We start from the raw sequence: 12685 nt of genomic DNA on the forward strand, positions 1-12685 counted from the left end.
CATGACACGGGGGCAGACGAATCCGCTTCTGCCCCTTCTTTCATATAAGGAGGATGTACGATTGGATAAAAAAGAAACCCACTTGATCGGGCATTTAGAGGAAATCCGGCAGCGTCTCATTAAAACCGTCATCGCCTTTCTCGTGTTTTTTATCGGCGCCTGCTGGTTTGTACAGGATATTTATGACTGGCTGATCAAGGATTTGCCTGGCAGACTGGCCGTTTTAGGCCCGAGCGAGATTTTATGGGTGTACATGATGATTGCGGGAATTTGCGCCATTACGGCAACGATTCCGGTTGCCGCCTTTCAGCTCTGGCGTTTTACGGCGCCGGCCTTGACCGCGTTTGAACGCCGCGCCGCTTTGCTTTACATTCCGGGGCTTTCCGTTTTGTTTATCATCGGAATTTCCTTCGGGTATTTTGTGCTCTTTCCGATTGTGCTCGGATTTTTAACACAATTATCCGCCGGCCACTTTGACATGGTATTTACGGCGGATAAGTATTTTACCTTTATGCTTAATCTTACATTGCCGTTCGGGTTTTTGTTTGAAATGCCTCTGGCCGTCATGTTTCTGACGCGTCTGGGGATCGTAAACCCAACCCGGCTGGCGAAGGCGAGAAAGCTTTCGTATTTTTTGCTGATCGTTGTCTCGGTGCTGATTACGCCGCCGGATTTTATGTCTGACTTTCTCGTCATGATTCCGCTGCTCGTCCTCTACGAAATCAGTGTGACGCTGTCCCGCATCGTTTACCGAAAGAAATGGGCCGAGACGCCGTCTGCCGCTTAGTGAAGCTCGCCTCCGCCGGTCTCAATATCGTCCTCATGCACCGCGGCGGTCACCGCGGCGATTTTGAGCGCTTTTGTGATGTGATCAAGGCTGAGGCTCGGCGCGGATTTCTGCAAGGTTTGCTCTGGAATGTACGGGATGTGTATAAACCCGCCACGGATGTGCGGATGATGACGGCTGATTTCATCCATCAGCCCGTAAAAGAGATGATTGCATACAAACGTCCCCGCCGTGTAGGATACAGCCGCGGGAATGCCTTCTTTTTTAATCTCCTCAACGATCCGTTTGATCGGAAGGCCGGTCCAATAGGCTGCGGGACCGCCTTGAGAAATGTCTTCCCCGACAGGCTGGTTTCCTTCGTTATCCGGTATGCGCGCTTCATTCAGATTGATCGCGACCCGTTCCGGCGTGATCTGCATTCTGCCGCCCGCCTGTCCGACACAGATGATAATGTCAGGCTGATGTTTCTTTATCGCCTCGCGCAGCACGGCAAGGGACTTGTAAAAAACGGTCGGAACTTGTTCGGATACGATAGAGGCGGGGCCTTCAGCGGCACCATTCAGCCGTTTGACCGCTTCCCATGAAGGATTGACCGTCTCCCCGCCAAAGGGGTCAAAGCCTGTAAGCAATACTTTTTTCTCCATCAAAAAACCCTCCTTTTCTTTTTACCATACTCTATAATGGACATATATTCCTGCCGAAGGGGGAAACATGTCTTGAATTCGCCTCTACTGCAATACCGATCTGTATTTCCGGTGCTCCAAACACATACGATGCTCGCGAGCTGCTCTCAAAGCGCTCTTGCCCGGCCGGTGTCAAAAGCGATAACCGATTATCAGGAAAGCCTGCTTCAGTACGGAGGAAATTGGGAGGAAGCCATCGGCCGCATGGAGCAGGCAAGATGTGAGTTTGCGAAATTGATCGGCGCCCAGCCTGAAGAAATTGCCGTTTTACCTTCAGTAACGGCTGCCGCCTCTGCCGTCGTTTCCGCTTTACCAGATTGCCGAAAGAAACAGGCGGTGTATACGGAATTGGATTTTCCGGCGATCGCTCACATTCTGAAGGCTCAGACTGGGATGGAGCTTTCAGTGATTCCGTCTGAAGAAGGAATGATTCCGCTAGAGCGGTATGAGACGTATATTACGGAGCAGACGCTTTTCACCTGTGTGCCCCATGTGTCATTTACATCCGGTTTTGTCCAGGATATCAAGCGCATTGCGGAGATATCCGCAAAGAAGGGATCGCTTCTTTTTGTCGATGCTTATCAATCGGCGGGGCATGTCCCGATTGATGTGAACGAGTGGGGAGTTGATATGCTGGCCGCGGGTGCGAGAAAGTATATGCTCGGCATACCGGGGACGGCGTTTCTTTATGTCAGAAAGGAACTTGCCGAACAACTGAATCCGAAAGTCACCGGGTGGTTCGGGCAGCAGCGGGCGTCGATGCTGGATTTGACCCATTTTTCTTATGCTGACGGAGCCAAACGCTTCGAGACCGGAACCCCGGCATTTATCAGCATATATGCGGCACAGGCGGCTTTATCCCTTTTAAACGATATCGGCACAGATTACATTCATCAAGAAGTAAAAAAACTCAGCGCATTTGGGTACGAATACGCTTCTGAAAAAGGGCTGCGCCTCGCAGGCCCGACGTCTGCCGATGACAGGCCCGGCATGATTTCCATATGGGATGAAAAAGCGGCGGAAACGGCTTCGTTTTTGAAACGGAAAAACATCGTAGGCGCGCTCAGCGGGCAAATCATCCGGCTGGCGCCGCATTTCTATAACACGGCCGATGACCTTATTTATGCGATTGATGAACTGGCTAAAGCGCGCGGTATATAAAAAACAGCAGACTCATGGAGAGTCTGCTGTTTTCTTATGAGTGATTCACTTTGACCCGTTTCATAAAGAAAGCGCTGATCAGGCCGATCACGGCGACAATCATTGCGAAGATAAAAGCGTGCTGGACGCCCGCAATCAGCGCGTGGGAGTATACGGAAGGATCATTTGGATTTTTCACGGTGCTCATATAATCCTTCTGACCGGCCGCCATGATGCTGACCGCCACCGCAGTGCCGATTGCGCCGGCCATCTGCTGGAGCGTATTCATAATGGCCGTTCCGTCCGGATAAAATTCCGGCGGCAGCTGGTTTAACCCGTTCGTTTGCGCCGGCATCATGATCATGGAAATGCCGATCATCAGGCATGTATGAAGCACGACGATCAGAAGGGCCGTCGAAGCGCCGGTAATGTTTGAGAAAAACCAAAGCACGGCTGCCGTGATGACAAACCCGGGAATGACAAGCCACCTCGGCCCGTATTTATCAAACAGACGCCCTGTCACCGGAGACATAAAGCCGTTTAAAATACCGCCCGGCAGCAGGATGAGACCCGACGTAAACGCCGTCAGCATCAGTCCGCTTTGTAAATACATAGGCAATAGAAGCATTGTTGATAAGATAACCATCATACAGATAAATACAATCACGACTCCGAGAATAAACATCGGATAGCGGAAAGCGCGCAGATTCATCATCGGCTGCTTCATTGTCAGCTGCCTGATGGAAAATAAGATGAGCGCTATCGCACCGACAGTGAGCGAACCGATAACCGTCGGGCTTGACCAGCCGCCTGATCCTTCGCCCGCATTGCTGAAACCGAAGACGATGCCGCCGAATCCGATCGTAGACAGAATAATTGAAAGCACGTCAATTTTCGGCTTTGTAATGTCTGATACGTTCTGCATGTAGGCGATTCCGAATAAAAGAGCCAAGACAAGAAACGGCAGGGAAATCCAGAAAATCCAATGCCAGTTCAAATGTTCTAACACAAGCCCTGAAAAAGTCGGACCGGTCGCAGGGGCGAACATGATGACAAGCCCGATCGTCCCCATCGCCGCTCCGCGCTTATGCGGCGGAAAGATGACGAGAATCGTATTAAACATCAGCGGCAGCAGCAGCCCGGTTCCTAAAGCCTGTACGATTCTTGCCGCCAAAAGAAACGGAAAGCTTGGCGCAAGGGCCGCAATCAGCGTACCGACAATGGAAAAGGCGAGTGACACGATGAACAGCTGCCTCGTCGTAAACCATTGCAGCAGCAGCCCCGAAACCGGCACAAGAATACCGAGAACGAGCAGGTAGCCCGTCGTCAGCCACTGGACGGTCGCAGGAGTGATATGCAGCTCCTTCATCAGGTCAGTCAGGGCGATATTCAGCGCCGTTTCACTGAACATGCCGATAAACCCTGCCGTCAGCAAAGAAATCATGATCGGCATGACTTTATATTGTTTGGAAGGTTGAGCCTTTTCCAAAATCATTCTCCTCTCTTACATACGTAACATGTCTCTCGTATTTTATGTCCTCAGAAGGCTGGGGATTTGTTTTGAAATATGGATGATCGGCATTTTGTCTTTTTTGGCTAAGGACAAAATGATGCCGCCTTCTATCATGGCATTTAAAACAGTGCTGATTTCCGCCGCTTTTTCATCAGAAAAACCGGCAGATCTCAATTTGCCCGCGAACAGATTCTCCCATTCCTGATAAGCGCACTGACAGGCCTGCTGGAGTTTTTCGCTTCTTAAAGCAGTTTCGGCAGCCAGTAAACCGACAGGAAACCCTTCGAAGTTCTCCGGACATGTAAATTGGCGTGATAAGTCCTGTAAAAACGCTTGAATGCTTTCCGCAGGATCAGGATAGGCATCAAGGCTTTCTTTTATTTTCATACGGATATAATGGCTCATTTCATTGACAGCCTCAATGGCGAGCTGCTCTTTGCCGTCCGGAAAATGATAGTAAAGAGAACCTTTCGGCGCACCGCTTTCTTTAATAATCTGATTCAGACCCGTGCCGTAATACCCCTGCAGCTGAAACAGCTTGGTTGCCGCGGCGAGTATTTTTTCACGAGAATCTCCATAACTTATTATGTTCCCACCTTACTGATTGATGACAAATTTAAATATAGTGACTGGTCTATTATCGTGATTTCACATGGCGGTGTCAAGGATTTTTGAAACGGATCTTTTCTCAGGAAGATTCAAAAATCGTTAAGGCATGCTGTTTTTATATGATGGAAGAACAAAAGCAGGGATAGGGGGAGTTTTCTCTTCATGCCTGACAGCTTCAAATCCTCTCAACTCTCAAACAGCCGATGCTCAATGCATCTAGGAAAAGAGAACCGGGCGCTCTATCCTTTTTTTGATTGCCGTATTAAAGCATAATCGTGCTATCGGAAAGGGGCGACTTTCTTATTTTTCCGCTCTTATTTATTTGTAGAAAACAGTAAATAATACACTATTTTTTCCTTTTCTCCTCTAATAGAATGAAAATTGCAAAAATATTACATAGCAGGAGGAAAGTTCATGAAACAAATAAAAAGCAAAATCCTAGCCATCCTTACAGTTTTGTATGCTGTCCGTCATTTCCGTATTTGCCTTCCAGCCGACCGTATCAAAAGCCTCCTCAGGTCATAATCCGGTTGTCATGGTCCACGGAATCGGCGGAGCGTCCTTTAACTTCGCGGGAATCAAAACGTACTTGGCATCCCAAGGCTGGGTCAAGAAATGAGATGTACGCCATTGATTTTCTGGACAAAACCGGAAACAACAGACACAATGCGCCGAGACTGTCAAATTACGTGAAAAAAGTGCTCAGCGAAACAGGCGCGAATAAAGTCGATATCGTCGCGCACAGCATGGGCGGCGCCAACACACTCTATTACATTAAAAATCTTGACGGCGGGGACAAAATCGCAAACGTCGTCACACTCGGCGGAGCGAACGGCCTTGTGACCAACAGAGCGCTTCCGGGAACTGATCCGAACCAAAAGATTTTATATACATCAATTACAGCTCAGCGGACTTAATCGTCATGAACCCGCTGTCACGACTGATCGGCGCGAGAAACGTGCAGATTCACGGTGTCGGGCACATCGGACTTTTAATGAACAGCCAAGTAAACGGGCTGATTAAAGAAGGTCTGAACGGCGGCGGGCAAAATACGAATTAACAGATTCAGAGCCCCGGACATAGAGAATTTCCGGGGTCTTTTTTTTCTTCCATATTCTTTTTTCGCCGTAAACCAAGCCCTCTGAAGTTATTTTTGTTAAAATAATAAAGTTATATCAGAATTCGGAGGGTTTATTGTGGGAAAAGTGAAAAGAAATGCCCCTTGCCCATGCGGCAGCGGGAAGAAATATAAAAAATGCTGCGGAAGTAAAGCAGCTGACATTCCGGCAGACATCGCGGCAAAAGAAGCGAAACAGATTCAGGAAAGCCTAATGGAGTACGCCTTTACAGCACATAGAGACGGCATTTCATCATTTATTAACCAGCACGAGTTCATTACGGAGCTGGACAGACAGACAAAAGACATCGGCGTCTTCAACCTTGGCATCTGGGGAATTTTCTTCCGGCCGCTGGCAGGCGGCAAGACGATTTTTGAAGAATATCTTCAGAAAAAAGCCGGCGGCATCAACCGCCCGAAAACTCGGGAAATCGTTGAATCATGGAAAAGCATGACACCTGCCGTTATGGTGCTTGAAGATGTGAAAGAAGGAATGATTCACTTTGAAGATGTCATGACGAAAAAACAATTCAAAGTGGAAATGGACGTCAGCCAGCAGGATCTTCCGCCGGCGGGAAGCCTGATTCTCGGCTATCCGATCCACGAAGCGGAAAAAGCGGAGTTCTTCATGCAGTTTACGATCTTCCCTGTGAAGCGGACCGAAGCTTTGATCAGCAAAGTGAAAAAGGCGGCGGCCCCGGCCCTTGCGGAAGGAAAATCGCCTGAACGCTTTATGCAGGAGAACTTCGACACTGTGCTGGCCGCTCTTTTAGGAACGGCGGAAGAGCCGAAGCCGGCTGCTGAAGAAACACAGGCGGAGTGGGCGAATGACATGGAGAAGGAAACGGCGGACGCCATTGAAAAAGGTCTGAGCGGGGATGAATACCCGGCTGAGCTGGTTCCGGCCGTTATTGATCTGTGGAAAACATTCTGTGTCAAAAAAACACCGACGATCAGAAAGCCGGAAGCCTTCGCGGCAGCGGTCGAATATTATGTGAACAGCATTTCTCTGAACGGCGCGTCCGTTTCTCAAGCCAAGCTTGCGAAGAAGTACGGCGTCAGCGCATCAACGATTTCCAGCCGCTACAAAGAAATTGAAGGCGCTATGCAGGATGAAGCTGATCGCTTCGCCGCGGCTCTGACATCTTAATATCTTAATAGACGGCAAAAAAACCTTGAAGGGCAAACGCTTTTCAAGGTTTTTTCTATTGATGCGCCCTCAGGAAGGATAATTCCTGCCGGCTATCTAATAATAAAAAGAGCGATAACAGGAAGGGGATGGAACCATGGATGAGACACGTGCGCTGGGCAGGACGGATTTACGGGTAAAGCGTATCGGCTTTGGCGCAAATGCGGTCGGAGGACATAACCTGTTTCCGAATCTTAATGATGAAACGGGAAAAGAACTCATCCGCACAGCTTTGGATGGCGGCGTCAATTTTATTGATACGGCGTTTATATACGGCTTGGGACGTTCCGAAGAGTTAATCGGTGAAGTTGTCGCAGAGCGCGGCGTGCGGGACAGCCTCGTGATTGCGTCAAAGGGTGCGCATAAAGAGGTCAACGGACAAATTGAGCTGGACAACAGCCGTGAATTTCTTCGGAGTGAGGCGGAAAAAAGCCTGAAGCGGCTGAAAACAGATGTGATTGATTTGTATTACGTTCACTTCCCTGACGGCAAAACACCGCTGGCCGAAGTGGCCGGCACGCTGAAAGAACTGAAGGACGAAGGGAAAATCAGAGCAATCGGCGCCTCCAATCTCAGCTTCCGGCAATTGCAGGAGTTCAACGCTGACGGCTATTTAGAGGTTTTTCAATCGGAATATTCACTGATTCAGCGCGAGGCGGAAAAAGATCTGCTGCCTTACTGTGAAAAGAACGGCATTTCCTTCATCCCTTATTTCCCGCTTGCTTCCGGCTTGCTGACAGGAAAGTTCACAAAAGACACAGTCTTTGAGGACAGCCGAAAGAACAGGCCGCCGTTTCAGGGAGAAGCTTTTCAGCAAAACTTGGAGAGAGTGGATAAGCTGAAGGCCGTTGCGGAAGAAAAAGGCGTGCCTGCAGCGCATATCGCACTCGCATGGCTTCTCTCGCAGCCGGCTGTGGATGCGATTATTCCCGGAGCCAAACGCCCTGACCAGCTGAAACACAATCTGGGCGCGCTTGATGTGCAATTAACCGAAGACGAGGTTCAATATATCAGTGACATCTTCAAGTGAAAATAAAAAAGGAAATAGCCTGCGCTATTTCCTTTCTTGCTGTCAGGACGTTTTCAAAAACGCTTCTGTCAATCCTTCCAGGTCGGCGTCTGTGTCCAAATACCACTGGCCGCGGGCGTTTTTCTTCATTTCGATTTCTTTCGTCACGGAAGAAGAAGCCGGTTTCAGGCGCATAAACTCTTCTGGATAGACAGAAAGCAGATGGCTGACAATTTCGTTTTCATCAGCATCGGGATGCTTTCCGGCATAGTCCTGCACACGGTCTTGCAGCCGGCCTGCAAGCGGAGACATATCAAGCGGCGTCACTTTTGCTTCCAGGACGGCTTTGCCGTCTGACATGGATTTGGTTTGCACCTTGAGTTCTGTGTGATCACGCAGCGCTGATGACATGGCGTCAATAATAGCGGAAATGGCTTTTGAGTCGGCTTGTTCCTTCGAAATGCCTGCTGAAGCGATAAAGCTCGCTTTCGCCGATTCCTGGTATGCGGCGGCTGTCATTTTTTCATTTACACCGGTCAGGCGGGTGAAATCTTTATTATGCCGGCCGTACAGCATCACATCAATGTATGCGGATAATGCGTCCGCCGGATCGGGTTTTGCTTTCGGAGCTGTGCCTTTGACTTTCAGTTTATAAGATAAAGGCTTCGCGTCTTTTGCCTGCGGCTGATATACCAATTCATATGATTTGCCTTCGTCAGCCGTGAAGTACAGACTTCCCGTCACTGTCTTGTCCGCATGAAGCGTGCCGCTTTGCATCCGGTCTTCCTTATCGGCCGCAGCTGTTTTCGCGTCATTCTGATAAAGCGAGAAGTCGCTGCTTTTGACGGTAAGCGGATCATTGCCCGTATTTTTGACAGTGACCGTTACTTTCAGTGCGGTCGGGTGTTCAGCATCGTCTGAAGTCACCCAGGCCGTATCTTTTATTTTTACTTTCGCCGTGCCGCTTTCCTTGCCGCCGCTTGTTTCGCTGCTGCAAGCGGCGGTAAATGCCGTGAGAAGCAAAATGAAAAACACGGCGCTCATTTTTTTAATGGACATCTTGTTACCCCCTGTTGTTATGATGGTTGATTCAATAGTCATATAGATGAACAGGTTAATTATACTAGTTTTGTATAAAAGAGTCTTGATCTTTTTGGAAGAAAAGGAAGTGTTATGATGAAGAAAGAAGAATTGAAACAGCTGGCTCTCAGAATCGGAAACGTACCTCCTGGCTACGAGAGTAATGTGGAAGAATACCAGGAAGATGAGGTTCTGTTTTGGTGGGAAGACAAGAACGATCCGGAAGCCGGCATCATGGTCGAATTGGAACCGGACGGAAAACTGAAATACTTATCCCGTCCGGCTTTCCGGACTGATCTTGCTCCTCTTTTGGAAACGGACATAGAAGAACGGATGCGGGCGTTTTTAGAAACCCATCGTCCGGGGGCATTGGCTGAGTTCGAATTGGAGAAAAAAAGCTCCGTAAATGATGGTGATGTAAGATATTCCTATGTTCAGATGGCTTACGGTCTGCCGCTTCCGCTGACCGGGTTTTACGTCGACCTAGCTGTGACAGGGGAAGTAACCGGCTTTTCGTACCAAGGGAAGGCCGATGATCTGTTAAGACCCGGGACAATTGCGGACAAGCGGGAAGCATCGGCTCATTTTGTCAAACAGATTGAAGCAGAGCTGTTGTTCACCGTACTGCATCAGTCCGTCTATGTGCAGGGGGATGACAAGCCCCATCTCGTCTATGAAATCGTGTCTCCGACGCGGCCGATATCTGCTGACCTGAAGGAAGAGAATGAAGAAATAGAAGAGTATGAAGAGCTGGAACACAACACGCGGCCGTATGTCTCGATTTCACGCCCTGAACCTGAAGCGGAAAAGATGAGCATCAATGACATGATCGGGCTGCATGACGGTTTTTATAAAGATAGGGAAAGCGATCTTGGGGACGGCTGCATCGGCATAGCGTGGCGTCGTGAAAAAACAAAATCCGCACGGGAAGATAAAAGCTTTGAAAGTCTGTTTAAAGAGCGGAATGAACATGTATTGAAAACAAGGTATGATAAAGAATCAGGCCGGCTCACCGGGGTGATGTCATTTATACAAGAAGAAGGCGAACCGGTGTTTTCCGAGGAAGAATGCCATCACATGGCCATCCGCTTTTTATTCGCCATGTTTCCGGAAGCGGATCAGTATTTCCGGGTTCAATATGATGAAGGAGAAAACGCGGGACTTACATATAAGGCCTGTTCGGGCGGCGTTGATTTGCGATTCGGAGAAGGAAGAATCTGTGTCAGCAAAAAGACGGGTCTAGTCACTTTTTATATGCCGCCGGAAATTGATCCGAAAGAGCTTGAGAATATCGATCCCGTTCCTTCATTGACAATGGAAGAAGCGAAGGACGCAATCCGCCGGGCCATCAAAGCCGAGCTCGCTTGGGATCGCTTTTACGATGACGGCAGCTGCGGAAAAGTGTACAGACTCGTATACAAGCCGGTTTTCCCGCGGTTTATTGAGGCGCATACGGGGGAAGCGATCATGAGTTTAATAGGCTGAAGGTCATAGGTGTTCGGTTTGGGGGTTTTAAGTGACCTGTGACATTTGTATGAAAAATAACCGCCCTGAATACGGCTCTTTCCGCTCTTTGCTAAAAATAGACACATAAAAGGCACTTTCTTCCCTTTAAAAGAATAAGGTCATTTTTATATAATAAAAAACAGTTCTTTTTTATACACTCTTCTGAAAGGATGACCCCATTGCTGAAAGAACATCTGAGAAAAAAAGCGCTGGAGATTGGGAACATACCGCCGCACTATGAGCTTGAAATAGAAGACTTTGATGAAAAACAAAAAACGAGAGCCTATTATATATGGAAAGATCGTAACCATCCGGAAAAAACGGTAACGATTGAGCTGGGCGGCGACGGATCTTTGCTTACATATTCACGCAATGACTGTCCGGGTTCAGACCTTCAGTTGTCAGACGCCGAATTAAAGCTGACGGCTCTGCGGTTTGCGGCCAGACACCGCCCGCTTACTTTTATGAAGTTCACCTTTCAGGCGAGGGAAGAACGAAATGGGTGCATCCGTTTCATCTATACAAAAAAAGTGCTCGGCCGGCCGCTCCCCGATTCGGGTTTTTTCGTTGATGTAACCGAGAGCGGCTTCATCGTGCAGTTTCTCTATTACGGGGATAAGGGTGAAGCGCCCGTCCCGGAAACCTTCGTCGATCAGGAGAAGGTGATCTCGCATTATATGAGCGGGCTGACCTTCAGTCTCGTCTATGACGTTGTCAATTTTGAGAAAACGCCGCGCCTTGTCTACGAACCGATTCTCCCGGCTTACAGCTATCCGGCCGGAGAAGATGATATCGTGCCGGATCAGCCGTTTTGCGAGGACAGGAACGAATCGGCAAAACCGCTTCCCGCGCTTGAACATAAACGGGAAGTCAGCATCGATGAATTGATGGGGTTTACCGCGGATATGATTCAGACGCGCCGGCGCGATCTCGGGGATGAGATCGGAACGACATGGCGGAAAGGGGCAGTTCCGGAACGGAAAGATTTGAGTATAGAAAGCTATTTTGAAAGCAGCAACAAAAATACAATGAAGATGAAAACGGACAAAAAGACAGGGAAGATGACAGCCTTTAAATCTTTTATTGAGCATGAAGGCCCGGCCTTTTATTCAGCGGAAGAATGCGAGGAAGTTGCGCTTCAATTTTTATACAAGCTTTACCCGAGAGCGGACGAGTTTTTTAAAATGAATCCGCTGAAAACGGACGGGAGGGGACGGTTCCGCTACCATTTTTCCGTATGGCATCGGGATATTCCGCTTCGGTTCGGTGCTGCGAGAATACTTGTCAGTCCCGTAACCGGGCTTGTGGAAGCTTACATGGCGCCTGATATTGATCCGGAGCAGTTAGAGCAGATCAATCCGGTGCCGGCCGTTACTATCGAAGAAGCAAAGTCCGCTTTTTTATCTGATTTTCATCTGCAGCTGGAGTGGCAGCGCGATTTTACGCCGTCCGGCAATGAAGGATATAAGCTTGTGTACAGGCCTGTATATCCTCCGTATATTGATGCGCATAAGCAAAAAAAGAAAAGGTTTTATTAGCCAGGGATCATTTGTAAATGAGGATAATCTTTAAAGTTTCTCCAATCGCCTCCCCAATCAAAACCGAGCGTTTTGGCAATCGATACGACCTCAAGCCAATCGGGCCTGCCGTTTTGGTTTCCGTCGTACGTCATATCCCAAATCAGGCTGCCATCCTTTTTTTGCAGGGCGAAGTCGATGGCAAGGCCGTAATTGTGATATGATTCTCCGCCTTTTGCGTAGGTGACGATATTTCCTTTTTTTGAACGTCCTTGACGGTACAATTCGTTTTGTTCCTCAATTGATCTGAAACCCTCTGTAATAACGACGGTGATGCCTTTTTTCAGAGCGGCCGTCTGCAATAATTCCGCATTTTGTTTAACGAGCGGATGAAGAGCATTTGGAATGTCCCTCTCCTGTAATGCCGTTTGCGGCCTCAGTTCTTTCTGCACATAAGAAAAACATAGGTCTGCGCAAAAGAAGAGGATCAAAAGCAATGCTATTCTGACTGGTAATCTCATGGTGAATTCTCTCT

General features: G+C 48.6%; 11 protein-coding genes and 1 pseudogene. 7 read left to right on the forward strand and 5 right to left on the reverse strand.

The window, feature by feature from the left end; all coding sequences use genetic code 11:
• Positions 1–61 precede the first annotated feature (61 nt).
• Entirely contained in the window at positions 62–787 is a 726-nt protein-coding gene (gene tatC / locus BAMF_RS21660; RefSeq protein WP_013350908.1) for a twin-arginine translocase subunit TatC, read from the forward strand.
• Here tatC and pcp read toward each other — a convergent pair.
• Positions 784–1431, reverse strand: coding sequence for a pyroglutamyl-peptidase I (gene pcp / locus BAMF_RS21665; RefSeq protein WP_013350909.1), 648 nt, complete (start codon positions 1429–1431; stop codon positions 784–786). The two genes, tatC and pcp, sit on opposite strands and share 4 nt — an antisense overlap.
• A 72-nt stretch (positions 1432–1503) precedes the next feature.
• Here pcp and BAMF_RS21670 point away from each other — a divergent pair, with 72 nt between their 5' ends.
• Positions 1504–2631, forward strand: a complete 1128-nt coding sequence (locus BAMF_RS21670) for an aminotransferase class V-fold PLP-dependent enzyme (RefSeq protein WP_013350910.1) — start codon at positions 1504–1506, stop codon at positions 2629–2631.
• Positions 2632–2665: 34 nt separating this feature from the next.
• Here BAMF_RS21670 and lmr(B) read toward each other — a convergent pair whose 3' ends face one another.
• Positions 2666–4105 carry a lincomycin efflux MFS transporter Lmr(B) gene (gene lmr(B), locus BAMF_RS21675; protein ID WP_041481591.1) on the reverse strand — a complete coding sequence of 480 codons (1440 nt, stop codon included), beginning with the start codon at positions 4103–4105 and terminating at the stop codon, positions 2666–2668.
• Positions 4106–4141: 36 nt separating this feature from the next.
• Positions 4142–4708, reverse strand: coding sequence for a TetR/AcrR family transcriptional regulator (locus tag BAMF_RS21680; RefSeq protein WP_014469693.1), 567 nt, complete (start codon positions 4706–4708; stop codon positions 4142–4144).
• A gap of 438 nt (positions 4709–5146) precedes the next feature.
• Here BAMF_RS21680 and BAMF_RS21685 point away from each other — a divergent pair.
• From BAMF_RS21685 to BAMF_RS21695, 3 genes and pseudogenes are all read left to right on the forward strand, one after another.
• A pseudogene (locus tag BAMF_RS21685) lies at positions 5147–5792 on the forward strand (esterase/lipase family protein).
• Between the two features lie 136 nt (positions 5793–5928).
• Positions 5929–6999, forward strand: coding sequence for a helix-turn-helix domain-containing protein (locus tag BAMF_RS21690; RefSeq protein ID WP_013350913.1), 1071 nt, complete (start codon positions 5929–5931; stop codon positions 6997–6999).
• Positions 7000–7135: 136 nt separating this feature from the next.
• Positions 7136–8068 (forward strand): aldo/keto reductase, encoded by a 933-nt coding sequence (locus BAMF_RS21695; RefSeq protein WP_013350914.1) that lies wholly within the window; start codon positions 7136–7138, stop codon positions 8066–8068.
• 42 nt (positions 8069–8110) lie between these two features.
• Here the strand turns inward: BAMF_RS21695 and BAMF_RS21700 are convergent, their stop codons facing one another.
• Positions 8111–9106 (reverse strand): DUF5105 domain-containing protein, encoded by a 996-nt coding sequence (locus tag BAMF_RS21700; protein ID WP_013350915.1) that lies wholly within the window; start codon positions 9104–9106, stop codon positions 8111–8113.
• Between the two features lie 117 nt (positions 9107–9223).
• Between BAMF_RS21700 and BAMF_RS21705 the strand changes: the two genes are divergently transcribed.
• Positions 9224–10612: a YcdB/YcdC domain-containing protein gene (locus BAMF_RS21705; RefSeq protein ID WP_041481592.1), complete on the forward strand. Its 1389-nt coding sequence runs from the start codon at positions 9224–9226 to the stop codon at positions 10610–10612.
• Positions 10613–10812: 200 nt separating this feature from the next.
• A complete protein-coding gene (locus BAMF_RS21710; protein ID WP_013350917.1) occupies positions 10813–12171 on the forward strand; it encodes a YcdB/YcdC domain-containing protein in 1359 nt (452 codons plus the stop codon).
• On the opposite strand, the gene BAMF_RS21715 is transcribed toward BAMF_RS21710, so the two are convergent.
• Positions 12168–12671, reverse strand: a complete 504-nt coding sequence (locus BAMF_RS21715) for a M15 family metallopeptidase (protein WP_013350918.1) — start codon at positions 12669–12671, stop codon at positions 12168–12170. The two genes, BAMF_RS21710 and BAMF_RS21715, sit on opposite strands and share 4 nt — an antisense overlap.
• Between the last annotated feature and the right edge of the window lie 14 nt (positions 12672–12685).

Source organism: Bacillus amyloliquefaciens DSM 7 = ATCC 23350 (genome assembly GCF_000196735.1).
In the GTDB taxonomy this organism is placed as follows: domain Bacteria; phylum Bacillota; class Bacilli; order Bacillales; family Bacillaceae; genus Bacillus; species Bacillus amyloliquefaciens.

Excerpts from the sequence above, each read along its gene's own strand:
- BAMF_RS21715 (WP_013350918.1), bottom strand. The coding sequence starts at position 12,671 with ATGAGATTACCAGTCAGAATAGCATTGCTTTTGATCCTCTTCTTTTGC.
- BAMF_RS21695 (WP_013350914.1), top strand. The coding sequence starts at position 7,136 with ATGGATGAGACACGTGCGCTGGGCAGGACGGATTTACGGGTAAAGCGT.
- BAMF_RS21700 (WP_013350915.1), bottom strand. The coding sequence starts at position 9,106 with ATGTCCATTAAAAAAATGAGCGCCGTGTTTTTCATTTTGCTTCTCACG.
- pcp (WP_013350909.1), bottom strand. The coding sequence starts at position 1,431 with ATGGAGAAAAAAGTATTGCTTACAGGCTTTGACCCCTTTGGCGGGGAG.
- BAMF_RS21705 (WP_041481592.1), top strand. The coding sequence starts at position 9,224 with ATGAAGAAAGAAGAATTGAAACAGCTGGCTCTCAGAATCGGAAACGTA.